Raw genomic sequence first — 26910 nt, forward strand, 5'->3', positions numbered from 1 at the left:
TATCATACACACAAGGAGGTGTGATGTATATTCCCGATTTTGAAAAAAATGAGATTATTTTAGGAATTTATATATCTTTACCTTCTTGTTATGGCGAATATATACGTAACTATAGAATTGAACACGGAGATGGTTGCGCTGCTTTATGCCCATCACATATCACTTTACTTCCACCTACTGTATTTCATCGCTTGGATTTGCCAAAGATAATGGAACATCTGGAAGATATAACTAGTACTTATAAACCTTTTTGGATAAAGCTAGATGGGGTTGCGTCTTTTAAACCAGTCTCTAATGTTTCTTATATAAAAGTAGTTTCAGGGGCTGATGAATGTAAAGAGTTGCATGATAAAGTATTGAGCTCTGAATTTATTGATTCTTCATCTGAACGTTTTAGTTTTCATCCTCATGTAACAATTGCTCATGACGTTTCTGATAGTAGTTTCAGTGTACTTGAAAATGAATTTTCAGATTTTAATTCAGCTTTTATATGTTCAAAAATCTGTGTGGATTTACTTGATACTGATGGTTCTTCTACAAACATAGCTGTCTTACCTCTAAAAAACTTATCTAACTAATGTTTTAGATAACTACTTTACTCTTTATCTACGTAATATAACGCGTTAATCTTTTACTCAAATGCTTCTTCTTTAAACAGAAGCTATTTTCTCGGCATTAAGTTAGCAAATACTAGTTTTCATATACTAAACATACGAAAAGACAAAATACTGTATGTAAGTAGAATTAGATATCTAGTATACAAGCGGTGAGTATCTAAGAGAAAATACTGTTTGCTACATAGAGTTATATACCTAATGCATAAATACCGAAACTATTAAACATATTAAGACAGGGAAACTCTGAGTATACAAAATAGCAAGTACATAAAATCTTCAATAAGTAAAAACCAGAAATATTAAGTAAATAAAAAAACACTAAGTGTCTAAAAATAGTGAGTTTGCAAGCAAAATACTGACTGAAAACACTCATACTAGAGCGTAGCGCAGGATAGGTAAAGTGTGTAAATACTATATAAACAAAATATTGTGTAGATAAAAATACTTGGTAAGTAAATATTTATTTAGTGATGATGTAGATAATTGTGGGAGCTAAATAAATCTATCTAGCTCCCACAATTTATATCGCTAATTATTTATTGAACTTTTTACGTAAAGCAACTGTTACTGCTCCAACAAAGCCCAATACTACAACCAATGCTGGTATTTGATTTTCAAAACCAGTATTCACTAGGTTCTTCTTTCTTAGAAGAACTTTGTGTTCATTAGAACCTTCTTTTATTTCTAAGTTTGGTTGTTCTTTAGCTGTTGAATATTTGCTTCTAGTATCGTTTAGCTTACGAGCTTGCTTAACAATCTTAGAAATTTCTTCTTCAGTTTTTGCACCGTTGATTGTTGTCTCGAACTTTACCTTTTCTTCATCAGTCAAGTTAGGCAAAGACTCGATAGCTTTCTTAGCTTCTTCTTTAGCTGAATTTCGCATGTTACTGTCGTTAGTTTCACGAGCCTTTTGGACAGCATTAGCTATCTCGGAAGGAGTAGTAGCTGAATCAACCTCACCCTTAAACTTCTCCTTATCAGCAGGAGACAAATTAGGCAAAGCATCAACAGCACCCTTAGCCAATTCCTTAGCCTTATCCAAAACAGCCTTATCATTAGCCTCACGAGCCTTCTCAACAGCACCAGCTATCTCAGAAGAAGTAGCAGCCGAATCAACCTCACCCTTAAACTTCTCCTTATCAGCAGGAGACAAATTAGGCAAAGCATCAACAGCACCCTTAGCCAATTCCTTAGCCTTATCCAAAACAGCCTTATCATTAGCCTCACGAGCCTTCTCAACAGCACCAGCTATCTCAGAAGAAGTAGCAGCCGAATCAACCTCACCCTTAAACTTCTCCTTATCAGCAGGAGACAAGTTAGGCAAAGCATCAACAGTATTCTTAGCGTTTTCGCGTTCTGCATTGATATCTCCGCTTGGTTTAGCGTCATCGTTTGCTTTGCGAGCATCTTCTAGCGCTTTATTTACACCAGTTAGATCTGTAGAGCTGTTGACTTTATTCTTAGCGCTATCTTTCTGATCGCGAGTCAAGTTAGGCAAGGCATCAATTTCGTCATTAGCCTTATGCTTAGCATCATCAAGAACACTAGCATTAGCATTAGAATCATTCTGATGACGAGCACTATCCAAAGCCTCAATCACACCAGCAACATCTCCAGCACCATTAACACTATTCTTAGCACTGTCCTTCTCAGCAGGAGTCAAATTAGGCAAAGAATCAATCTCATCACTAGCCTTATGCTTAGCATCATCAAGAACACTAGCATTAGCATTAGAATCATTCTGATGACGAGCACTATCCAAAGCCTCAATCACACCAGCAACATCTCCAGCACCATTAACACTATTCTTAGCACTGTCCTTCTCAGCAGGAGACAAGTTAGGCAAAGAATCAATCTCATCATTGGCCTTCTTCTTGGCTTCTTCAAGATCTTTCTTTTCAGCCTTTTCCTTGCCTACTTTATCGTTAAGTTCACGTGCTTTTTCTAGTGCTTTATCAACTTCAGAAATTGTATTAGCGTGTTTGATATCTTCCTCGAACTTTTGCTTTTCTTCAGGAGTTAGGTTAGGAAGTTTATTTACTTCTTCTATAGCCTTTTCTCTGTGAATATCGCTTGGTTTTTCTGTACCATTTTGGGCGTTCTTCTTTTCTGCATTTTCTACAGCGTTGTTGATATCACCCTTGGTCTTGGAATTATCAATTTCTTCTTTAGCCTGCTTCTTTTCTTCTTCGCTTAGGTTAGGAAGTTCATCAACTTTTTCTTTACCTTTTTGCTTATCTTCTTCAGTTGCAGGTTGCTTTGCAATTTCGTCGTTGCGTTGCTTAGCTTTTTCAACAATTCCGTCGATATCTTCCAATTTAGCATTCTTTATTTCTTCAATAAACTTATTCTTTTCTTCTTCTGGTAGTAAGAATAGCTTATTGATTTCTTCGGTTGCCTCTTTACGAGTATTTTCTTCACCATTTAGAGCTTGCTTAGCTTTGATGATGTTATCTCGTGCTTGGTTGATTTCTTCGGTTGTGGCATTAGGATTTTCGAATACACTCTTTCCATTTTCCAATGCTTCATCGTAAGCATTCTTCTTTTCTTGGTCAGCTTTTATGTATTCTGCCTTCTGCCTTGTTGAATCGCTATCTTTGATAGCATTTTCTAATTCAGCTTTAGAAACGATATGTTTGACTTCTTCAATCGTGGTAGCAGCATTTATTGTCTTGTTAATTCTTTCTTTGTCTTTTTGCGTTAGAGCAGGTAAAGCATTAACAGTTTCTATGCCTTTTTGCTTTTCAGATTGAAGATTTGAAATATCTTTGAGTATAGCTTCACTTAGTTTATCTCCGAGCTCTTCAGAATTATTAATTTCACCAATTTCTTCAATGAACTTATTCTTTTCTTCATCGGACAAGTTAGGTAAAGCTGTAACCATTGCTTTGGTTATCTCTTTGCCAATAGATAGTTCACCATCTTTTTCAGCTGTGTCTATCTCTTCAGGCGTATTGACTTTTTCTCCGTCAATCTTTTCTTTTCCTTCAGCTAACTTGGAATCAATTCGTTCATTAATAGCCTTCTTTTCCTCATCGCTCAGATTCGTTAGTTCACTTACTGCTTTCTTAGCTTCTTCAGCTTTTTCGTCTAAGGTTTTCTTGGCTTTAGCTTTGTCAGATTTCTTCTTGTTATCTTCTACAATGCTACGAATTTCAGGGATTGTAGTAGCGTTATCAATAGCAGAATCTACTGCTGTCTTTTCTTCAGGTGTCAAACCATCAAAAGTTGCAACAGATTCTTTTGCTACTTCACGTGACTTAGCTAGCACCTCATCAAGTGTATTAGCGCTGTCTATACCCTGTTTAGCAGTAGCTTTTTCAGAATCGCTTAGACCTGGAAGAGAATCAACCATCGCTTTAGCAACTTCTTTATTAATAGCAAGCTCACCAACACCACGAGCAGCATCAACCTTAGCAATAGTATCAGTAGCGTCACTATCAATATTTGTCTTAGCAGTAGCAACAGCCTGATCAACAGCCGCCTTAGCAGCATCCTTCTGATCTGCACTTAGACCAGGAAGAGCATCAATCTTTTCCTTAGCCTCATTAGCAACAGAATCTAACTTAGCCTTAGCAACAATGCCATTGATGACAAGTTCACCAGCATCACGAGCAGATTCAACTTCTTCGGTAGTGCGGGTATAGTCCATATCAATTTCTGCTTTGACACTATTAACTACCTCATCAATGTCAGCTTGTAAACGCTTCTTTTCACTGTCACTTATACCAGAAAGGTTACCAATTTCTTCCTTCTTAGCCTTAGCAACAGCATCCAACTCAGCCTTAGCAATAGCTTTATCGATACTTACTTCACCAGTATCTTTGGCATTTGTAATACGTTCTGATGTGTCAGTTTCTTCACTATCAATATTTGCCTTTGCTTCACTAGCTTTAGAATCAACTTCATTCTTCAATGCAGTTTTTTCTTCTTCACTTAGGCCAGGCAAGCTATCAATCTTATTCTTAGCTTCGCTGGCTTTGTGATCTATTTCTCGTTTAGCGTTGTCTTTTTTAGGAGCTAGCTGTCTGTTACTTTCAAGTTTGGCGTTCTTGACAACTTCGCGAATTGCTGGAACTGTATTAGCACCATCAATCTCAGCGTTGAATTCATTCTTCTTTGCCTCGTCTAATCCTCCTAAATTAGCAACAGATGCTTTTGCTACTTCACGCGATTTAGCTAGTACTTCATCAACAGTATTAGCATCATCTATACCCTGTTTAGCAGTAGCTTTTTCAGAATCGCTTAGACCCGGAAGAGAATCAACCATCGCTTTAGCAACTTCTTTATTAATAGCAAGCTCACCAACACCACGAGCAACATCAACCTTACCAACAGTATCAGTAGCATTACTATCGACATTTGCCTTAGCAGCAGCAACAGCCTGATCAACAGCCGCCTTAGCAGCATCCTTCTGATCTGCACTTAGACCAGGAAGAGCATCAATCTTTTCCTTAGCCTCATTAGCAACAGAATCTAACTTAGCTTTAGCAATAACCTTATCAATAGCAAGCTCACCATCTGCTTGAGCTGTTGTAATTTCAGCTGATGTATCGGTATTTCCATCATCAATTGCGCGCTTTGCTTCACTAGCTTTAGAGTCAACTTCATTCTTCAATGTAGTCTTTTCTTCTTCACTTAAGCCAGGTAGGTTATCAATTTCATTCTTAGTTTCTGTAGCCTTATTGTCTATGGCTTTCTTAGCTTTTGCTTTGGTAGATTTCTTCTTGTTATCTTCTACAATGCTACGAATTTCAGGGATTGTAGTAGCGTTATCAATAGCAGAATCTACTGCTGTCTTTTCTTCAGGTGTCAAACCATCAAAAGTTGCAACAGATTCTTTTGCTACTTCACGCGATTTAGCTAGCACCTCATCAAGTGTATTAGCGCTGTCTATACCCTGTTTAGCAGTAGCTTTTTCAGAATCGCTTAGACCCGGAAGAGAATCAACCATCGCTTTAGCAACTTCTTTATTAATAGCAAGCTCACCAACACCACGAGCAACATCAACCTTACCAACAGTGTTAGTTGCGTCACTATCAATATTTGTCTTAGCAGCAGCAACAGCCTGATCAACAGCCGCCTTAGCAGCATCCTTCTGATCTGCACTTAGACCAGGAAGAGCATCAATCTTTTCCTTAGCCTCATTAGCAACAGCATCAAGCTTAGCCTTAGCAGCAATCTTATCAATAGCAAGCTCACCAACACCACGAGCAACATCAACCTTACCAGCAGTATTAGTTGCATCACTATCAATATTAGCCTTAGCAGCAGCAACAGCCTGATCAACCTCACCCTTCAAACGCTGCTTCTCAGCATCACTCAAACCAGCAAGATTACCAATCTCTTCCTTCTTAGCCTTAGCAACAGCATCCAACTCAGCCTTAGCAGTAACCTTATCAATAGCAAGCTCACCAACACCACGAGCAACATCAACCTTACCAGCAGTATTAGTTGCATCACTATCAATATTAGCCTTAGCAGCAGCAACAGCCTGATCAACCTCACCCTTCAAACGCTGCTTCTCAGCATCACTCAAACCAGCAAGATTACCAATCTCTTCCTTCTTAGCCTTAGCAACAGCATCAAGCTTAGCTTTAGCAACAATCTTATCGATATCTAGTTTTGCTTTGCTTTCTCTATCACTAACTTCTTGAGGAGTACCTGTAACTGCTGGGTTATTAATGTCGTTTATCGCAGCATCTCGAACAGCATTAATAGCATTGTTTACTGCTGTCTTTTCACCATCTGACAAAGCAAGGTCATTTACAGTACCTGTTGCTTGTGTAGCGTGTGCACGAACTCGGTCAGCAGCACCTTGTCGGTTATTTGCACTTGCTGCCTCTACCAATGCTAAACGCTTTGCTTTTAGATCTTCTGTGGCTTTATTAACTTTTCTAACAGCCTCAGAAATATCTTGTTCAGTTGGATTAGCACTATCTAGTACAGTAGTTGCATTTTGCTTAGTTGTCCTTGCGGATTGTGCTTGGTTATTGTAAGCAGCAACAGACTTAGGTGTCTTACCTTGAGTTGTTTCTGGTTTTTCAACTTCAGCAAGTTCAGCATTTAACTTTTCCAAAGCTGAACGTAGAGGTTCCTTATCAGCAGGTTTACCATCCAATTTCAATCGCGCATTTACTAGATCAGATAGGGCTTTGTCAACCTGATCTTGTGTAGCACTACTATTATTCAAAACATCAGTAGCAACAGCTAACTTGTTATCATAATCTGTTTTCTTGGATTCGCTAGCGCCTAGATATTCAGGACTTGATTTAACACTTTGTTGTTGTCCTACTTCTTCACGAAGTTTATCTTTGTTCACTGCAGGAGCAATATCAGCACTACCTGGTCTTAGATTATTTGCAGAAACTCTTAAACGTTCAATAAGAGCATTGACCTGATCTGTACTCATGTCAATCATTGAGTTTGCAGGAGTAACAGATTTTGCTTCATCCAAAGCTTGATCGAATTCCCTCTTAGCATTTTCAGATGCGTTATTATAATCAGCCGAATTTTTCTTAGCATCTGCTGAAGCCTGAATTTCTTTTAGTCGGCTCATAGCAGTATCTAGAGTTCTACCTTCAGAAATTAATTCAGCTAGTTCATCTTCACTAGATGCGTAATCTAACAAATTCTTTAGCGTGTCTTTTTGTCCACGGTTAAGATTTGGTAGGTTTTCAATCTCTTGCTTAGCTTCTTCAATTTTTCCTTTTTGCTCAGCACGGAAAACAATACTATCTAATGCATCTGTTGTATTAGCTTCATCAATTTCATGCAAGAACTCGTCTTTTGCACCTTGATCTAGTCCTGGAACAGCATTAACTTTTTTACGAGCTTCGTCTTTCTTAGCTTCAGCTTTTGCTTTTTCTAACTCAGCATAAGCAACACCCGCATTCGGAGCATTATTAATGTTGTTAATGAATTCTGTTTCTTTATCAGCAGGCAAATGCAAATCACGTACACCTTGTGCAGCCTTTGCTTTTGCGTCCTCTAGACGTGCAGCGTCTACAAGAGCTTTGATTTCATCTCTAGTATTTGCTCCATCAATTCTGCCAACATAATTATTTTTGATAGCTGGATCAATGTCATTTAAACTTGCTTTAGCGTTTTCTTTAGCGTTAGCTAAATCTCTAGCCTTAGCTTCGTTCACAATTGCTTCAACATCAGCTGGCGTTTTAGGATAAGTCAAAGCATTAATACGGTCAATAAATGAGCGTTTTTCTTCGTCACTCAAATCTATCAGGCCGTTAATGTCTTCTTTACCTTTTTGCTTAGCTTTTTCTAGATTAGTCTTAGCTTCTTCCACTGTATTATGTCTAGCAACAGCTTCATCTACAACCGTGTCTATTTCTTCACGTGTAGTTGCACTATCAATACGGTCATGAAAGTTACGTATTTCTTCGGGAGTCAAGTTAGTTAACTTGTTTACAGAATCTTTAGCTTTCTGTTTTTCGTCATTAGTAACTGGAGCAGGTTCTGTACTCGGATTTTCGTTTTCCGTAGTAGCGAAGTAGGTATTAGGTATATTTACCCTATTAGTCATATCTGCGTCACGAATTATAATCGATCCACGTAGGGATGAATTAACAGCGTATACACCCTCTTGCAGGGCTTTTGTTGCACTGCCTGATCCATCGGCATAATCCAAGATTACATAGTCAATACCACTACCATGTCGTCCCCTGTTTAATTCGTAGAATTTTTCCCTAATTGCCAAACGCTCTGGATTAGTCAAATTTTCAGCATTTCCAACTTTCATCTTACGTTTAGGAACAACAACGCGTAATCCACCAACTTCTACTATTTCTGTTCCATCAGCTGGAACTGGAGGAGGAGGTGTCTGACGAACAAGGGAAGTAGAAGGAATTATATCTCGGCTTCCATCTTTATAAGTTACTGTAGCATTGCCTTTGTCATCTACAGTAACTGAAGTTATAGTTCCATTTGCTACTAAGTCCGCATTTGCTTCTCTAATTTTACTAGCAACTGTATCTTGTTCTTCAGCTGTCAAATGATCCAAGTCTGCTACTTGTGTTTTTTGAGGCAACTTAGGAGTAGTTACTTCACTTAGAGGAGGAGGGTCACCAGGTGTGAAACTAAATATACCAACTTGGCGTCGATAACTCTTGAACGGTTGGAAAACTCCACCTAATAATCCCGCTTCAGTATTTTTAGATTTTACTTCTGCACGATATCTAATGGTGACTATTTTATGGCCAACATTTTCATGAGAAATATAAATAGTTTTTGTAGCTGACCTAAATTTTTCTACTATATTATATGTGTTACCGGTATTATCGTACTTATCAGCACCATAACTTTTTATACCCGACATCTTGTCAAATTCATAAAAGAAACCATGCTTACTAGTGTCGTGTTCACCAGTTAGTTCATTTTGAGATTTTGATGCAAGATAACGTCCGTGAACATTACTTTCCCAATCCGCCCATGAATGAAATTCTTTACCATTCATATTAATATATTCAGGTTCTTTGAATGCCTGTGGCACTGTAAACCAATAGAGTGGGTTTAACCATAACTCACCAGATGGGTTAAAAGTATAAGTAACATCGGCGTAGGTCTTTTGATTAGATCCTTCGCCTTTTGTTGTGTACTTAACATCAACTTGTACAGTATTTTTTGCGAGATCTCTAGATTCTTTGTACGCATATTCGTATCTGCCATTGTTATAAATACCATCGGCATTCGCATATGGTGCATTCAAAGAAACTAATACGCCGAAAACTAGTAAAATTGATATAAGTACCGCTACAGCTTCTCTGCTGTATTGCCTAATCTGAACAAGATTAGGCATGGTAGTTTTACCTATTTTCTCCATAGTTATCCTCTATATACACTCAAACAAATCCAGCTTATGAAACAAAATAAGCTGTAACGTCAGAATTTTCATAGAACCACAATTTTTACACAATATAGGAACACCAATGCATTTTATTCAGATTGTTTACAAAAACTTTATATAACCATTCTTTGAGAAATTTTGGAAAACTATATTTATGTACAAATCTAAACAAAATAACATTTAACAAAATATAAAAGATAACATTTTCTTAATAATTTCTAATGAGTATAATTCTCAATAGTGACTTAAATTTTATTATTTACACAATAAAAATGTTTTTTAATTACCTGACAAAGTTTACAAGATGCTCTGTCATGTTTTATGTAAAACCTTATGTATATTTTATAGACAAAACTACTAATACCACTAACTTACACACTTTTAGCGCAAGTACCTATTTATGAACGATAAAAATACTTCCTAAATACCTATATAAATACAGTTCCCAAACTACATAAACACAAAATAAATAAATTTTAGATTCCATAAACCCAACAGTTGTAGATATAAACATAAAAATTCACGACAAAACACATATAAAAGCAAGACACATATAAATATATAAAACTGGATAAATAAGTAGGCAACCATTTTGTCAACTAAAATTTTTCCCTAACACAGAGCATATAACTATAAAACTCTCAGTAATAAAAAATTGGGTAGAGACATATATCTCTACCCAATAAAAGTATGGTACCAATGGCACTAAGGAAATTACATTCCCATCATGCCACCCATGCCGCCCATACCGCCCATGCCACCCATACGTGGAGGTGGAGCCATTGGAGGTACTGGAGGCTTTGGCTTGATAGCAACAACTGCTTCTGTTGTTAGGAATAGACCTGCAATTGAAGCTGCGTTTTCTAGAGCTGAACGTGTAACCTTGACTGGGTCTGAAATACCAGCAGCCATTAGGTCTTCATATTCACCTGTTGCAGCGTTCAAACCGAAACCGATTTCTAGACGACGTACGTGATCAACAACAACTGATCCTTCTAGACCAGCGTTTGCTGCGATCTGCTTTAGAGGTGCTTCGATAGCAATCTTTACGATATTTGCACCTGTTTCTTCGTCGCCAACTAGATTTAGATTTTCGAAAGCTTTTTCACTTGCCTGAATTAGTGCTACACCACCACCAGCAACAATACCTTCTTCTTTAGCTGCTTTAGCGTTACGAATAGCATCTTCAATACGGTGCTTGCGTTCTTTTAGTTCTAGTTCTGTTGCTGCACCTGACTTGATAACTGCTACACCACCAGCCAAACGAGCCAAACGTTCTGATAGCTTGTTGTGGTCGTATTCAGAGTCAGCCTTTGGTAGTTCTACACGTAGACGAGCAATACGAGCATCGATTGCCTCACGTGAACCGCCACCACCAATGATTGTTGTTTCAGTGCTTGTAACGATAACTTTACGAGCAGTACCTAGGACGCTCATGTCTGCTGATTCTAGTGACAAACCAACAGATTCTGAAACTACCTGACCACCAGTTAGAACAGCAATGTCCTGTACGTTTGCCTTACGACGATCACCAAATCCTAGACCCTTAACAGCAACTGAATGTAGTGTTCCACGCAACTGGTTTGATAGCAATGTTGCTAGTGTTTCACCTTCGACATCATCAGCAATAACCAACAATGGCTTACCTGATTTTAGAACCTGCTCTAGCAAAGGCAATAGATCTTTAACAGCTGATAGTTTAGCATCAACCATCAAGATGTAAGCGTCTTCTAGAACTGATTCTTGACGTTCACCATCTGTTACGAAGTAAGGTGAAATGTAACCACGTGGGAAACGCATACCTTCTGTTACTTCTAGGAACAAACCGAACTTGTTTGAACCTTCTACAGTGATAACGCCTTCAGCACCAACACGATCCATAGCTTCAGCGATTAGTTCACCAATTTCTGTGTCACCTGCTGAAATGGAAGCTGTAGCAGCAATTTCTTCAGTTGTTTCAATTTCTTTAGCATCTGCTAGTAGTTGCTTTGTTACTGCAGCAACTGCCTTGTCGATACCACGCTTTAGAGCAATTGGGTTTGCACCTGCAACTACGTTACGTAGACCTTCACGAACGATTGCTTGTGCTAGAACAGTAGCTGTTGTTGTACCGTCACCTGCGACGTCATCAGTTTTCTTAGCTACTTCTTTAACTAGTTCTGCACCAATCTTTTCGTATGGTTCTTCTAGTTCGATTTCTTTAGCGATAGACACACCGTCATTTGTGATAATTGGAGAACCGAAATCTTTTTCAAGAACTACGTTACGTCCTTTTGGACCTAGTGTAACCTTGACTGTGTCAGCCAAAAGGTTTAGACCACGTTCCATACCACGACGTGCTTCTTCATCAAAAGCAATGATTTTTGACATTGTCGTTGTTTCCTTCATATATAAAAGGGTTGCTTGTGACGCCCGCGACAGACGATTTCAATTCATAAGTTCATGTCACTTATTTATTGAAATCTCGCCAACAAACAAATCAAAATTATCACTCTAGCTTTGAGAGTGCTAACTATATTTTGTCATTCTTCCACACAGAGCGCAAGTGTTTTACGGAAAGTAAGCTTTGAGAGTAAAAATCGGTACATTTTAGAGCAAAACAGCTATATAGAGATAAAATCTTCACCCCTATTCACGCAATTTATCTAAGCAAAATCATATACATACTTAAAAAGTTATTATAATCACAAAAACATATAGCAAACAGAATATAAATAATCCAAAATCTAAACCCAAAACATGACATAAAAATAGCAAACTCGTAGCACTGCAGTATTTATTAAGTAGCCCAAATCCTAGCAACACCACGGCAAAGAAACTTGCAACCAGCCCTAAAACAATAAGCAGTCACCATAATAACTTACACAACCATCAGCTAACTTCCACGCTACTTTACAATCAACCAACTTCAACTAACTTCAGGCAATTTCATGCAACAAAAAGCTTATCAGTAAACAAAAACTATACGACCACATATACGAATCAATCACACAATTATTACAAAAATCATTCGCACAGTTATTAGAAAATCAACCTTGCAACGAAATACAAAAACACGTGGCTACTCTCTATAAGCAACCACGTGTAAGAATAACAATAAAACACAAGCTAAATATTTTTATATTTGTCAGGTATACGTATTTCAGGACAACTAGTTCGCATAGATTTAATTTTTTCCTTAAGCTGTAAAATTTCTTCATCCAATGCTAAAACAGCTTCATTTTCTTCAACTTTAGGAGGATTCTCAGGCACTGGTAAATGCGCTAAGTACTTTACCTGTTTCATAATATTTTTAGCTTCTTCCATAGAAACTCTATATTTCCAAGAATCTATATGAGTAGTAATATTCAAAACATCTACGGAAAGTACTTCATTTTTTATATTAACCATTACACCTAAATAGTTAGTTACTTTAACTTTCCTCATTCTTCCTGTATCTGGATTTTTCTCCCTTATCTGAGTTCGCTCATCCTTTATAGATACATCTTCTATTCTGTCAAAAAAGCTAACTACCCCATTTACAGCAATTTTGCCTTCAGTAACATTGTATTGCAACCCGTGTTTGCCAAAAGTAACCCATCTTAGATTTTTCAAGTCACGTATCTTATTTTTCCTACTACCTTCTAGATTCTTAAGTTTAGTTACTTCGCTTTTAAAATCTTTTAAATGCTTCTTAATAACTTTCTTATTACTCTTATATAAAATATCTAAGCGATAAATAGGATCATATTTGTACTTAATTTTATCAATCTCTTCAGCGGAAAAATGTTTTCCCTTTGCTTTTTCACTTTTGATGACTTCCTTAACATAAATAGATTTTATGTATGCATCTTTCTCAGGAAAAGATTTATCCATATAGAAGATACATAACCCGCACAGAAATACACCTGTGAGTAATAGTGATATCCAGCCCAATTCCGAGTCAAGCAACATTCCTATAACACCTAAAAATGTTGTTTTTACAGTATATTCACCAATGAACATAACAAGTGCACAGACTAGTAACAAAATACCCCATATAAAAAGAGGAAATCCAATATTATCAGATATTCTTTTCTTAGTATCTATATCCATTGTGCCCAATTTTTTAGCAAAATCTTCTTTGATTTCCATAAGCTATCTTTCTCAATATTAAAAGCAAAAGGCAAGTTAAATTACTTAAAACACCTTCTAATTTTACTACACTCTTGAAAAATACCTATTTTAATATCCTACTAAAACACAAAAACATAATTACCGATTTTCTAAAGCAAGTCTATCCTTAAATAAAAACTGTGCAACCACTATAAAAACAATTGCACAGTTATTAGAAAATCAATTTTATTCTTTATAATCACCCATAATTAGGACTGCAATTCCATCTCCACCTGGAGCAGAAGAATCTGAAACTACATTACTTATGCCCAACATTTGAGCGATTTTCTCAGCAGCTGCTTTTGAAGATTCACTACCATAGTAAACAGTACTCTTATTAGCATTTATGCCAGGGTTATTTCCTGAAGCAACATTAGTAAAGTTTTGTCCCTTAACTTTTTCAGCAACTCTACCAGCTAAACCTGTTGTGGAAGTACCATTGAATACTTTAACTTTCACGCCATAATTGATAGCTTCAGCTTTTTTCTTTTCTTCTTCCTCAGCCTTAGCTTTAGCTTCTTCCTCAGCCTTCTTCTTGGCCTCTTCTTCAGCTTTAGCCTTAGCTTTGGCGTCCTGCTCAGCTTTCTTTTTTGTATCAGCCGTAGAATTCTTTTTAGTAGTACTGCTTGTCGTACTCTGTTGAGTAGTGGTGCTTGTTTGACCTGATTTATCTATAACAAAAACAACTCCCCAAGCACATAAAGGAGCAACTATCAATACAACAATAAATGGTAACAAAACACGCCATTTAGGAGCCGGTTTACGATGACTTCCTACAGGTAAAGATTTACCTTGTAGATCAAATTCATCCTCTGGATACTGGTTTACACTCACAACAACAAACTACCATTCTTATTTTTATGGACAATATCTATGCTATTTTAATAGAATATTATACTTTAGGATAGTATAAAACTTGAGTTTTATGTATATCTATACGATTATTTTACCCTATATCTTACTATTTATGATTTTTATGACATACCTTACATCTTTGTAACAATAAAATACATTTTTAGACCTTTGTGTGAAGAAAAGCTGTTTTTCATTGTGTATAGTAAATAATATGAGTACTGAAAATTTAAGCAAAGTAATACACCCTTCTTGGGCTAAAGTTCTATCCCCAATTGAACCTAAGATCGCTAGTATGTCAAAAATGCTTTATAAGGAGCATTGTTTAGGGAAGACCTTCGAACCTCCTCTAAATCAAATACTAAGAGTTTTCCGATACTCATTTGATGAAGTAAAAGTTTTATTGCTGGGTCAAGACCCATATCCTACTCATGGAGACGCTGTGGGTTTAAGCTTTTCAGTCAATCCTGATAGACCTTTACCTCGTTCTTTGCAAAATATTTATAAAGAGCTATGTTCTGATATAGGCTGTAAGATGCCCCAAAATGGAGATCTTTCACCTTGGTGCGATCAGGGCGTAATGCTACTAAACAGAACTTTAAGCGTAGAAACCGGTTTCCCAGCATCACACGCAAATCGAGGTTGGGAAGAAGTAACGCAATTCGCAATAGAAAAATTAGCTGAACGCAATAAACCACTAGTAGCCATACTATGGGGACGCCACGCTCAAACAGCAAAACCTTATTTAAAAGACACTCCAGTAATTGCCTCAGCTCATCCTTCTCCACTTTCAGCTTCTCGTGGATTTTTTGGCTCGAAACCGTTTAGTAAGTGTAATGAGTTATTACTTTCCCAAGGAAGCAGCCCTATAAAGTGGGACTTATAAACTCTTCAGCGCATATTCAGCAAGGCTAATAACAGTACTATGATTGAATACAATACAGCATTTGTTTTACCCTGGTAATCTGTTTTTATAACGAGTTACCAATGGCTCAAACTCTTTTGTTAAATTCAATCCTCCCATCTTTTTTCATCATTTTTAGAAGCGATAAGCTTACCTTTTTTGTATGCCAACTTGTATAAGGTTCAAAAATATATACGCTATTTAAAATTATTTCTTCCCTCATCTTAGAAGTGTCATTCAAAACACTATAAAAATATTCACCCTTTTCCTAACATGCCAAAACACTTCTTGAACTACTGATAAGTTTTATAACCATAAAATGTGCAGCGAAATTTTACCCAATCCGCATGTTTTTGAATGTACATATCTGGATTACAAAGATAGAACTGTAAACACATGCTTTAGAAAGTAAAATTTAGGAAGTAGGATGCGCAGATAGGTTGCGTACTACTTTTTAGTGCTTGACTCAAAGCTTTTTAAAGTAAAGTTCAATCTGGATATTTTGCCCGCAAATAATCTTTTAGTCATAAAATCTTTTTCAAATGATAGCAATTAATAATATCTATATCCCTTTTATTAAGGTTGTATCCCCCCCATACTACTAAAGCGCGCAAACATATTTAACTAGATTTTCTTTCAATAATTAACAGTCGTAAACCTGCTTATTCTAAAGCTTCTGAAGCTTTTAACACATCCATCGAAACCAGCAAATCTTACAAATCAGAATTCATCATAACACGTAATAACACCATTATTTTTATTAAATTTTACCAAACCATTACTATTTAATGTTTTTTACTCTAAAATATCTTTTTAAGTAACTATAAGGGAAGTTACTTACACATTAAAAAAGTTAACGAAGAAAGAAAATAAAATGAATAAAAAAGTAACATCTATATTTGAGACCCGTTGGGGGTTCATCCTCGCATGCGTAGGATCAGCGGTTGGTATGGCAAACATTTGGGGTTTCCCATACAAATTCGGTTCAAACGGCAATGGTACTTTTTTAATCCCTTATCTATTCTTCGTTATACTTTTTAGCTATGTTGGTTTATCTACAGAATACGCCATGGGTCGTTTTGCTGGTACTGGAACACTTGGAGCATATGAAGCTGCTTTCAAAACTAGAAACGAAAACACTAAAATCGGTAAAGTTATAGGCTGGATTCCTCTCTTAGGATCACTATGCATTGCTCTAGGTTACGCAGTTATCGTTTCATACGTTCTAAAAGGCTTGACCGACTCAGTTACCGGAACACTAATGCATACAAAACCTGACAAATGGTTTGAATCTTTTTCAATGAACGACTTTAGTGTGATTCCATTTCACATATTAATCATCATAGCTACACTTCTAACTACTCTATTGGGTGTTAAAAGCATTGAAAAAACTAATAAAGTAATGATGCCATTATTTTTCATATTATTCGTTTTCTTAGCAATAAGAATGGCTTTTATACCTAATATTTCAAGTAGCTACATCACAATGTTTAGCGTAGATTTCAAATTACTATTAGACCCAATGATTTGGGTATGGGCAATGGGACAAGCATTCTTCTCTTTATCAATCACAGGGTCAGGAATGCTAGTGTATGGCGCTTACCTAAGCAAGAAAGAAAACGTAGTTTCTGGAGCTAAAAGTACAGCTTTCTTTGACACCTTAGCAGCCATAGTAGCAGTACTAGTCATAATTCCAGCATGTTTTGCATACAACGTTGATGTAAATGGCGGACCAGGATTGCTATTCGTTACGCTTCCAAATATTCTCCAAAATATGTACGGAGGACAAGTAATAGCAATCGTGCTATTCCTATGCGTATGTTTTGCCGGTGTAACTTCTTTACAAAATATGTTCGAGGTAGTACTAGAGTCCCTCATGTACAAATTTCCAAAACTATCAAGAATACTAGCAATCACAATCCTAGGCATTACCGTATTAGCAGTTGGTATATTCATCGAACCAATATTCAAATGGGGACCATGGATGGACTTAGTATCCATATACGTAATTCCTATAGGAGCTTCACTAGGATCTATAACTTGGTTCTGGGTAATGGATAAAAGAGTTTTACTTGAACAAATAAACTTAGGCTCAACAAAAGAATACGGTGGCACATGGTACGCTATAGGAAAGTTCATATACACACCTATTTCTATACTATTATGCGCGATAGCGCTAATAAATGGTATTTCTTTCTAACACACAATTAAATAGTTAAAGAGGAGCATGCATAAAATACATTGCTCCTCTTTAACTTTTATAAGATATTACAATTTTATAAGCCGATATCAAACACAAATAACCCATATTCTACAGCCTCATAAAATATATGAGACGAAAATCCTATTTTACACTCTCTTCTTTTTCATATTTAGCTTGTGAACGTAGAGACAAAAATCCGATAACAGAAAAAAGCAAATCAACCCCTAAAATGCACAAAGCGATATTACTTTTACCCATATAAAAAACTAGTCCAGCAAACAACAACACTATGATTACAATTCCTGCATAAATCTTTTTTCGAGCTGACAAAGATAAAACAATACTCATTTCAGGTTCAATCATTTTCACTCCTAGATAGAACAGCCATAGCAATTATACGAAACAAATCAACTTATAGCTAAAAAGAATAAAGGCAAAACTGTTAAATAAAATTTTTAATAATTTTAGATAGGCGAACTGGTATATCTCGCATAAGCATATGAGAAGCATACACCTTAACAAACTTAGCTTCAGCTTTTTCTTTTTCAGACAATAAACTTGTTTTTTTCTTGAGTAAATGTATCCAATGGTTTTCTTTACCACATTTGCTCATAGTTGCTCCAACTATTAGAGTAGGAACAGTTAAAGATTTTTCTAAATTATTCAACTGACTAAACCATAAATCATAGCTTTTACCGTAGGAAAGTATAGCAAGCGTTGAATCTTCTTCTACAAACCCAGTAACTAAAAGTTTTTTCATTTCACCTTTAGTAAGAGTTTTCAGCTCCCTAAATCTAAATAAACAGGCAATCTGCGCGAAAAACTTACGTCCTATATAAAAATTATTTAAAGAAAAAAGAGCTCTACTGACCAAACCACTAAAGAGATTAAATCTTCTTCGAGGAAGGTTATCATGCAAAACATAGTCAATATCTCTTACATTCTGTTCAAAAGAGCCATCTAGCAATACTAATCTGGAAACTTTTTCTGGGAAAAACCTAGTAAAAGCCTCTACAACAACTCCACCCATAGAATGTCCGATTAAAACAGCTTTACTTATATCTAATAAAGAAAATACTTGATTTAAAACGTTAGTCTGGCTGTCTAAACTTTGGTAGAACTCATAATGCTTATAATCACTAAATTTCGTACCTAAAATATCTACAGCTATAACGCGACCAAATTTCGATAAAGCTATAATAAAATCTTGCCAATCATATAAGTTAACAGCTAAACCACCAACAAGCACAAATGTAGGTTTATTTTTAGACTCATCACTACAATAGTCTATGATCTTAACTTTAGCTTGACCTAAAATATAATTTTCAGAGTCAAAAAAAGTATTACTAAGCAATTTTTCAGGGTTAACACTACCTTTTTCTAAAAATTCACCATTCAAACAATTATATTTGAGGTGAAGATATTCAACATTTAAAGTTCTACTAGAAAGTATCATGTCAACTCCAACGAAGATTCCAGAGCAATATATAAAATTAGCTCCTTCTAATATCAATCTTATAGTATAAGAAACTAAAAACTGTAAATATTGCCCACATACTCAAGGAAAATATAGATATTCGTTGCCCATATCCAAGCCAAGCATTTTCAGGGAAAGCAACACCAAAAAGCGTATAAGCAATAGAAACGCAATGCAGAACACCAAAAATGAAAATAGGGGCTTTGTATTTCAAATCTAAGATTTTAGAAGAAGGGTTATTGAAATTTATAAGACTTTCACCCCAAACCATAAGAATAACAATCATTGTTACAGCAGCAACACCGACTAAAGCAGATGTAACTTCATGAGCCAAATTCCCCAAAGTTTCACAGCGAGGACTTTGAAGTATTTCTTTTGGTGTAGCAGAAATAGGACATTGCATAGGTAAAATGACATCAATTATAGTACAAACAGCAAAAGTAACTATACTCAAGATAAATACAGCATTTATAAACTTCAAAAACTTATTCTTCAAAATATCGTCATCAATTTTTCTAGAGTATTGTACATATTTGCTCACAGCTTTTATTTTCAAAAATAACAGCAAAATGAATAATATAATTAAACCTGTGACAACATCACATATCCTGAAAAACATGGAATTATCCTGAGATGGAGATGCATACTCTGAGACAAAAGCTAATCCTGGATCCAGTTTAGTATTCAGATATGGAGTAAAAATCCAAGTATTATAAGTTATAGTGGCGATAATTATTAATATTTTAATAGTGGAAGAATAAAAATGAATATATTTGTAAATACCTCGATATTTTTCCCTATTAGGTAATGAAAAATAATTAAACATTATCACCACTATCTCTCAAATACGCGTTATTACAAATAAACAGTACCGTCAATACGCTCATGTTTATAGTGCAAACCAACTTTTACAACATTCTAAGAGTTAGATTACAGCTCTTCAAATATAATATTGATAAAGTATCTATAATCTAGTTATTCGGTTTAACGAACGGGAAAGCAATAATATCCCTAATGTTAGTTCCACATAATAACATTACCATGCGGTCCATTCCCATTCCCATACCTCCTGTAGGCATAAAACCTAGTTCAAGGCTGTCGAGGAAGTCTTCGTCTAAACTCATTGCTTCAGGGTCACCTGCAGCTGCTTCCAAAGATTGTTGCACAAAGCGTTCACGCTGATCTCTCGGATCACTTAGCTCTGTATAAGCTGTACCAATTTCCATACCAAAAGCCACCAAATCCCAACGCTCAGCAAGTCTTTCATCAACTCGATGTTTACGAGTAAGAGGGCAAGCTTCTGCTGGGAAATCAATGTAGAAAGTAGGATAGCCTGTATTTGGCTCAACCAGTTCTTCGTAAAGCTCGTTAATAATGTATGCAACTGATGAATCTTCTGGAATTTTTAAGCCAAATTTTGCTGAGATTTCCAACAATTCATAGGTACTAGTATCCATAGTGATATTCTTGCCAACTACATTTGATACTGCTTCCAGTACTGGAACAACTGGCCATGGCTTGCTCAAATCTACTTGAACTAGCTTTTCATCAGCACTATCGAAAACATTTAAGTAAGCTTCGTGACTTTGTTTACCATCAGAATCAGTCTTACCTAGTTCTGTTCGCAAAGTCTCAACACATTTCAATTCTGGAGCATTAGGTAGAGGGTTCGCAATAAAACGTTCTACTGTTTCTTTTGGCTGCCAAACTACCTCACTACCATGCACACTGATACTTGCTTGTCTAATAAGTTTTTCAGTCAACTCACGCATAACATTGTAGTCAGCACCAATTTTATATGCTTCTAGCGAGGTAAATTCAGGGTTATGTGTAGCATCCACGCCTTCATTTCTAAAAGATCTACCTATTTCGAAAATAGCTTTCATACCACCTACTATGAGGCGTTTTAAATATAGTTCAGGTGCAATACGTAAAGTTACTTGATAATTATATGCATTCATGTGAGTTACAAACGGTCTAGCATTAGCTCCACCTTTTACAACGTGCAACATCGGAGTTTCTACTTCAAGATATCCACTCGTATATAAATATTCTCGCACTGATGATATTGCTTTAGACCTCATTCTAAGCAATTCAACACTTCTAGACTGGTTGATGAATTGCATTGTACGGTTACGTGTAGCTGTGCTCTTATCTATTTTGTGTCTATTTGTAACTATTGGTCTCAAAGTCTTAGCTAGCATAGTCCATTTCGTAATGAATAATGTTAACTCATTAGTATTAGAATAACCAAGCTTTCCTGTAAGTGAAACAATATCACCAATATCTGTCAGTTTGAGTAAACCATATTTATCTGTTACATCGACACTAGCTAAAGCTTGTAGTTTATAAGCTCCATCAAAAAGGTCAATGAATACTAACTTACCATGGTGTCTGCGAGCAGAAATCCTAGCATTAACAGTAATCATCTCGTCAATATATTTGGCAGATGAGTATACCACTTCAGATATATCTGTCGTTACTATATCAGTATTTGCTGGCGGATAAGGGTCCATTCCAGCCTGCGATAATGCATTTGCTTTTTGATGACGTATCTTTTGCTGATCCCCTAATTTGCTACCCTCAAATGAGATCTTCAAGTTATTAGCATATAAATCTTTTATTTTTTGCATATAGAAAGGATCTTTTATCCATTCAGGTATATATGTTTTTACTCTTCCAAAGGTAGGCACAAAACCTTCAAGTTGTCCCATTGCTATTAACGCCGAAGTTAAACTTCCTGATTTGAATGCTAAATATCTAGTTTGCCATACCGGATTATACTTAGCGTTAGATTCATATAGTGACTCTAATTGCCAAAATTTTGAAGCTATAAGCATTAGTTTACGCATTAGTCTCTTGATAATAGTTGCGTTAACAGCTGTGCCTTCAACAAAAACATTTCTCAGCATAGCGAAGTTTAGAGAAACTTTATCAATATTTTCATCTTTACAATGGTCTATTAGTGTAAGTACCATGGCTTCAATAACGCCATTTATACTATTAGGGTTACGTCTCATCAAGTTCAAAGACAAGCCTTTTACACCCCAAGGAACGAAAGTTAAAACACCTTCAAGTTCGCCTTCAGTATTATAAGCTGTAACAATCATTTGGTTGTAGTCAAATGTGGACAGTAATCTGTCTAAAGACATTGAAAATCCACGTTCATCACCAGTTCTGTATTCATTTATTTTCTGGCGAATTACTTCTATTTCTTCTTCAGAGATAGCACTCAAACGACGACATTGAATATTTACACCAGATCTCAATACTCTACGTTTTGCAGCTAATACTCCTCTAAGCGTAATAGTATTTGGATCAAAGAATTGAATATCAATTATGGCTTCGTCACCCATCGAGCGGACTGTAAATCCTGCTTTTTTATATGCTCTAGCACCTTTTTCAGTAACGGATATGACTGCTGGCACTAGTCCTTGTTCTCGTGTATAACGTACCCAATTTTTGATAGCGTCTTCCCAAGCAGAAGGATTACCTATAGGGTCTCCACCCGCTAAAGCTACACCATAAGAAACACCATATGTAACTACAGCGTCTTTATTAGTACTGAAAACTGCTGCTCTATTTGTACCAGTAGAAAAGTAAGCTAAAGAGTCAGTTTCATAACTACTCAATAAATTATGTAAGTTATAGTCGTCTTGAACAGATCTTGAGGCATAAGGACTTGATAGTAAGAATGCTCTAAAGGCTATAGCCATTACGAAAGTGGAAAGAAGAGATACAACATGGTCAACAGAAGATGTATATAATACAATTCCATTCGAGTCTAAAGTTACTTCACCTATACCTAATGCTGATTGTACAACAGTCCTACATATTCCTGATAAGTGAGTAAAGTTACCTGCATAAAGTGCATGTACTAGAATACTTATACTAATTAGCAGTGTTTCGCCTACAACTAGAATTGTTACACCGATTAATGCAGCTCTTATGTTTATTTTTGAAGGAAATTCTTTTCTAGCCCATATAACCATTATCAGCATAAGAACTGTTATTACAAAGTTTGCAATGTACCAATAGCCTGCTTTATCTGATTCTAAACTACCATCTGAAATAAATAATACTACGTATCCAAGCAAAACAATTATTTGGATTAACATAAATAACCAAATAGTTAATCTTTTATGTCGAAAAGCAGCTCCAGCATATATAAACATCAAGACAGCCATGAATAGCGATGGACCTTGAATAAGGTTAAACAGTGCGAAAATATTATCTTCTATGAAATTAATGAAAGGAATTTTCTCTTCTATAGACAATAAATCAAGAACACTCCAAAAACCGGCTAAGATTGATACCCAACCAATTATGCTCGGAACGCACTCTCTTACCTTAAGTAGAAAAGTTTTAGGTATTTTAACTTTTTCTTTACTGTCCACTATTTCTCCGCTTTTCTTTCGTAATATTTATTATGTAGATAGTAGTAAACTTCGTTTCGTAAGATTATATCTTATATTCGATATTATTTATCATAGAAAAAATATTAAATTTTCTTATCATTTAACAGATTTAGTTTTGTTAAAATAAAGAAACTATAAAACACATGACATATATAAGGATACATGAATATAAAATTGTTACTCCTTACTTTATGCAAATCGATATTGAATTGATATCTATCAAACCATCGTGTAAGAAAAGAGCCGATTAAGTGAATATTCATTAAAAAAATTGAGCCACCCATCGGACTCGAACCGATGACCGTCCGCTTACAAGGCGGATGCTCTACCAACTGAGCTAGGGTGGCCTGTTGAATTAATCACAACAAGATAGAAGTATACACACACTTAAACACTAAAAGCAACTCCTATTTTGTCGGCGTGTCGCGACTACATTTATGTGTTATTTCTTAACTCTTCATTAAGATTCACAATAATATCTAAACAATGAGTTCTAACCGGTATTGTACAGTTTCTCGCTTATATAAAAAACTAGACAAATATAAATAACATCATTTTAAATAAAAATAAGTCGCATTCATGAGATAAATGTTACCCCGAGAATGCGACTGTATAAAGGTATTAGTTTCAACACTAATAGGCACTAAAAAGCCTTACAAAAAGATACCTAAATATAGGATTTCTATTTATTAGCTTCAATGAATTTAGCCAAAGAACCAGCATTTTCTATATCAGCCAATGAAACTACTTTTCCATCTAGAACAAAAGTAGGGGTACCTATACTTTCCCCTTTAAACAATGGACGTTGCATCCATCTTTCAAGAGTTGTATCAATATATTTGTCGTACTTAGTATTTTTAAACTTAGCTATAGTTTCATCTGATATACCAGCTTCTTTAGCTAATTTATCTATATATTCAAGAGTTATTTTGGATTCATCTTTAGTGTCAAAATAATCAGCTACATTTTCAGTCAACTTGCTATGGAATTCAAAGAATTTATCTTTATCTGCGCTCTTCAAAACTTCAATAACTGCTGAAGATACATACTTCGAATAATCCTGTTGTAAAACATTAACTGGTCGATATATGACGTTCATTTTTCCACTTTTTACCAGTTCGCTTATTTCTTTGCTATATTTCTTTTCAAAGTGAACACAGTGAACACAAGTGTAATCCATATATATTTCAAAGGTTGGAAGATTTTTATCTAGAACATCAACACCTTTTGAAGATAAATAAATACCTTTACCTGCCTCGTAATCAGCAGGATCTGAATAACCAGTTTTAGCTAGTTCAATTCCATTTGCTGTTGAAGAATTAGAACTCTTTGAAGAATAAACATAATACAATGCAACACCGACAACAAGTATTAATACAACAATAACTGCAGCAATAATACTACCAGCCACACGTTTCTTACCAGCCATGCTTTTCCTACCTAAAGGTCCGTATTTGCATAGATTTTATACAAAAGTAAACACTCCAATTATAGTAGCAATAACGAAATAGAAAAACAGCGTTTGTATAAAGGTCATATCTAAATAATCTAAAAATACCCTTATCCCTACCCTTACGCTACTAGAAGTCTTAGAAATAAATGCCAATATAAACCCTGTTATCAAAGACACTAGATACGAATTCAAATCACCTTTAACGAATACTTTTACACCTAAATAGTAAACAACAACAAAAATTATGCAGTAAATAACAAAAACTAACAGAGCCTTGAATAAATATACTGGAGTCTTTAAGATTTGTTTTAAAAGCCCAGCCGACACGGAAGAAACTACATTTGTTTTTATATTCCCTACAAAAGATAAACAAATAATCAAAGCAGGAATAATGCTCAAAGTAACAGCATTCTCAAAATAGTTAATATTCAGTAACGATATATCTATCCCATAAGGTAAAACAGGAAATACAATTGCCGTAAATAACCAGCTAAGCATAATTACAAAAACACTTACATTAATTTTAGATATATTTTTATACCCATATTTTTTATCATATTTTTGCAAAAGTTCTTTATCTGTTTCAGACATATTATTTTCTGGAAAAGTTTTAGGAGAGTCTAAAACAGATCTATCAAAAACTGGGTAATTACTAATACCTTCTAGATTAGGTGACTGAAAACTATCATATTTTCTAGTCAAATCATTTGGATAAGCTCCTTGTTCATTTGAGCTCGCAGGATGAAATCTAGGCGAATTGTGAGAATCTGTATTAAAAGAAGTAGTTTTCAAAAAATCAGGTATTTCATCTCGATTGGTAACTAATTGTGTACTAATATCTTCTTCGGTAAAGTGTTCGTTATTAATAAAATCGGTACTATCAGAACTATTCATTTGAAAAGTTTCAGACAAATCTGAAGTGTTGTTAGTTATCTGCTCATTTTTTCCCTCAACCTTATAGTCAGTCATAAAACCATTAAAGCTATCATTAGGAGAATTGACATACATTATTCTGTTGTCTTTTACTTCTAGCAACCTAGTCTGACCTTTAGCATTTTCTGTCATAACACGAGTACATAAGTCTTCAGGATCGGAAAGTAGCTCTAGGAAGTATTCAAAAGGCAAACGCATGGAAGGACTAGGGTGCATACATGCTCTAAGAACATTTATATATTCCTCAGACATATCTTCATTGCTATAACACAGATGACCGCTTTGAACTCTGGACATAATCGAAGACCAGGAATCGTTGCCGAAAGGATTTTTCCCAGTCATAGCAAAACCCACAAGAGCGGCTAAAGCCCACATATCAGAAGAAAAACTAGGCAATTGTCCAGCAAAAACTTCAGGAGCCAAGTACCCTGGAGTACCGCTTACAAGACCAGTACTTGTTATACGAGAATCGTATTCTTTCTGAGCAATACCAAAGTCTATAAGCACAGGTCGATCAGCAACTATTACATTTGAAGGCTTCAAATCGCGATGAATAATAGATTTATCATGCAAATACCTAATAGTTGCATATAGTTCTTCAGCAAAAATTCTAGTTTCTTCCACACTCATAGGCCCATACTCTTTTATGTACTTATCTAAAGTAGGACCATCTATAAGTTCAGTTACAATAAAAGGAACTTCGTCTTCTAATTCGTAATCAAGCAAAGTAGCAATACCATGGTGATCTAACTTTGAGAGAATGGATACTTCCCTATTCATTCTTTTTATTGTTGATTGTCCATGGCATAACGCAGGGTGAATTAGTTTAAAAGCCACATCATTGCCCATAGGATCTTTAGCATACCAAACTTGCCCCATACCGCCATGGCCTATACATTCGATGAGCTTGTAACCACTAATATATCGCGTTTTGCTGATTGAATCGTTCATAGTATAAAATTTACATTATTAAAAGCCGAAAATATATTTTTAGCCAATTCTACACACATAATCATAATAATTTACCGATTTGTAATATATTTTTAGTTAGCAATT

The 26910-nt window shown here is 35.6% G+C and carries 13 protein-coding genes and 1 tRNA gene; 3 read left to right on the forward strand and 11 right to left on the reverse strand.

The features are described from left to right. Nucleotides 1–23 precede the first annotated feature (23 nt). Nucleotides 24–578 (forward strand): 2'-5' RNA ligase family protein, encoded by a 555-nt coding sequence (locus HCQ94_RS05225; protein WP_166982444.1) that lies wholly within the window; start codon nucleotides 24–26, stop codon nucleotides 576–578. A 571-nt stretch (nucleotides 579–1149) separates the two neighbouring features. Here HCQ94_RS05225 and HCQ94_RS05230 read toward each other — a convergent pair. From HCQ94_RS05230 to HCQ94_RS05245, 4 genes are all read right to left on the reverse strand, one after another. After that, the gene (locus HCQ94_RS05230) at nucleotides 1150–9456 is read right to left on the reverse strand and encodes a DUF1542 domain-containing protein (RefSeq protein ID WP_196373604.1); all 8307 of its coding nucleotides are present in this window, start codon (nucleotides 9454–9456) and stop codon (nucleotides 1150–1152) included. Between the two features lie 738 nt (nucleotides 9457–10194). Further along, nucleotides 10195–11850, reverse strand: a complete 1656-nt coding sequence (gene groL / locus HCQ94_RS05235; protein ID WP_166978533.1) for a chaperonin GroEL — start codon at nucleotides 11848–11850, stop codon at nucleotides 10195–10197. 738 nt (nucleotides 11851–12588) lie between these two features. Next, on the reverse strand, nucleotides 12589–13593 hold the full coding sequence (locus tag HCQ94_RS05240; protein WP_166982474.1) for a hypothetical protein: 1005 nt from the start codon (nucleotides 13591–13593) through the stop codon (nucleotides 12589–12591). A gap of 207 nt (nucleotides 13594–13800) precedes the next feature. Continuing rightward, nucleotides 13801–14448 carry a LytR C-terminal domain-containing protein gene (locus HCQ94_RS05245; protein WP_166978530.1) on the reverse strand — a complete coding sequence of 216 codons (648 nt, stop codon included), beginning with the start codon at nucleotides 14446–14448 and terminating at the stop codon, nucleotides 13801–13803. A 232-nt stretch (nucleotides 14449–14680) separates the two neighbouring features. On the opposite strand from HCQ94_RS05245, the gene HCQ94_RS05250 reads away from it, so the two are divergent. Both HCQ94_RS05250 and HCQ94_RS05255 read left to right on the forward strand, forming a co-directional pair. Continuing rightward, nucleotides 14681–15352: a uracil-DNA glycosylase gene (locus HCQ94_RS05250; protein WP_166978528.1), complete on the forward strand. Its 672-nt coding sequence runs from the start codon at nucleotides 14681–14683 to the stop codon at nucleotides 15350–15352. Between the two features lie 892 nt (nucleotides 15353–16244). After that, nucleotides 16245–17570 (forward strand): sodium-dependent transporter, encoded by a 1326-nt coding sequence (locus HCQ94_RS05255; protein ID WP_166982476.1) that lies wholly within the window; start codon nucleotides 16245–16247, stop codon nucleotides 17568–17570. A gap of 144 nt (nucleotides 17571–17714) precedes the next feature. Here the strand turns inward: HCQ94_RS05255 and HCQ94_RS05260 are convergent, their stop codons facing one another. The 7 genes from HCQ94_RS05260 to HCQ94_RS05290 form a co-directional block, all read right to left on the reverse strand. Then, nucleotides 17715–17936 carry a hypothetical protein gene (locus tag HCQ94_RS05260; RefSeq protein ID WP_166982478.1) on the reverse strand — a complete coding sequence of 74 codons (222 nt, stop codon included), beginning with the start codon at nucleotides 17934–17936 and terminating at the stop codon, nucleotides 17715–17717. 79 nt (nucleotides 17937–18015) lie between these two features. Next, on the reverse strand, nucleotides 18016–19029 hold the full coding sequence (locus HCQ94_RS05265) for an alpha/beta hydrolase (protein ID WP_166982480.1): 1014 nt from the start codon (nucleotides 19027–19029) through the stop codon (nucleotides 18016–18018). 37 nt (nucleotides 19030–19066) lie between these two features. Continuing rightward, a complete protein-coding gene (locus HCQ94_RS05270; RefSeq protein ID WP_166982482.1) occupies nucleotides 19067–19876 on the reverse strand; it encodes a hypothetical protein in 810 nt (269 codons plus the stop codon). 145 nt (nucleotides 19877–20021) lie between these two features. Then, nucleotides 20022–23447 (reverse strand): bifunctional lysylphosphatidylglycerol synthetase/lysine--tRNA ligase LysX, encoded by a 3426-nt coding sequence (gene lysX / locus HCQ94_RS05275; protein WP_166982484.1) that lies wholly within the window; start codon nucleotides 23445–23447, stop codon nucleotides 20022–20024. A 295-nt stretch (nucleotides 23448–23742) separates the two neighbouring features. Continuing rightward, nucleotides 23743–23815 (reverse strand) — tRNA-Thr (locus HCQ94_RS05280). A 335-nt stretch (nucleotides 23816–24150) separates the two neighbouring features. Next, nucleotides 24151–24897, reverse strand: coding sequence for a DsbA family protein (locus HCQ94_RS05285; RefSeq protein ID WP_166982486.1), 747 nt, complete (start codon nucleotides 24895–24897; stop codon nucleotides 24151–24153). 36 nt (nucleotides 24898–24933) lie between these two features. Continuing rightward, entirely contained in the window at nucleotides 24934–26805 is a 1872-nt protein-coding gene (locus tag HCQ94_RS05290; protein ID WP_166982488.1) for a serine/threonine-protein kinase, read from the reverse strand. Nucleotides 26806–26910: the final 105 nt, after the last annotated feature.

This window comes from Actinomyces sp. zg-332 (genome assembly GCF_011751945.2).
Classification (GTDB): Bacteria; Actinomycetota; Actinomycetes; order Actinomycetales; family Actinomycetaceae; genus ZJ293.

Excerpts from the sequence above, each read along its gene's own strand:
- HCQ94_RS05255 (WP_166982476.1), top strand. The coding sequence starts at position 16,245 with ATGAATAAAAAAGTAACATCTATATTTGAGACCCGTTGGGGGTTCATC.
- HCQ94_RS05285 (WP_166982486.1), bottom strand. The coding sequence starts at position 24,897 with ATGGCTGGTAAGAAACGTGTGGCTGGTAGTATTATTGCTGCAGTTATT.
- HCQ94_RS05250 (WP_166978528.1), top strand. The coding sequence starts at position 14,681 with ATGAGTACTGAAAATTTAAGCAAAGTAATACACCCTTCTTGGGCTAAA.
- HCQ94_RS05265 (WP_166982480.1), bottom strand. The coding sequence starts at position 19,029 with ATGATACTTTCTAGTAGAACTTTAAATGTTGAATATCTTCACCTCAAA.
- HCQ94_RS05230 (WP_196373604.1), bottom strand. The coding sequence starts at position 9,456 with ATGGAGAAAATAGGTAAAACTACCATGCCTAATCTTGTTCAGATTAGG.
- HCQ94_RS05260 (WP_166982478.1), bottom strand. The coding sequence starts at position 17,936 with ATGATTGAACCTGAAATGAGTATTGTTTTATCTTTGTCAGCTCGAAAA.
- HCQ94_RS05290 (WP_166982488.1), bottom strand. The coding sequence starts at position 26,805 with ATGAACGATTCAATCAGCAAAACGCGATATATTAGTGGTTACAAGCTC.
- HCQ94_RS05240 (WP_166982474.1), bottom strand. The coding sequence starts at position 13,593 with ATGGAAATCAAAGAAGATTTTGCTAAAAAATTGGGCACAATGGATATA.
- HCQ94_RS05270 (WP_166982482.1), bottom strand. The coding sequence starts at position 19,876 with ATGTTTAATTATTTTTCATTACCTAATAGGGAAAAATATCGAGGTATT.
- HCQ94_RS05225 (WP_166982444.1), top strand. The coding sequence starts at position 24 with ATGTATATTCCCGATTTTGAAAAAAATGAGATTATTTTAGGAATTTAT.
- groL (WP_166978533.1), bottom strand. The coding sequence starts at position 11,850 with ATGTCAAAAATCATTGCTTTTGATGAAGAAGCACGTCGTGGTATGGAA.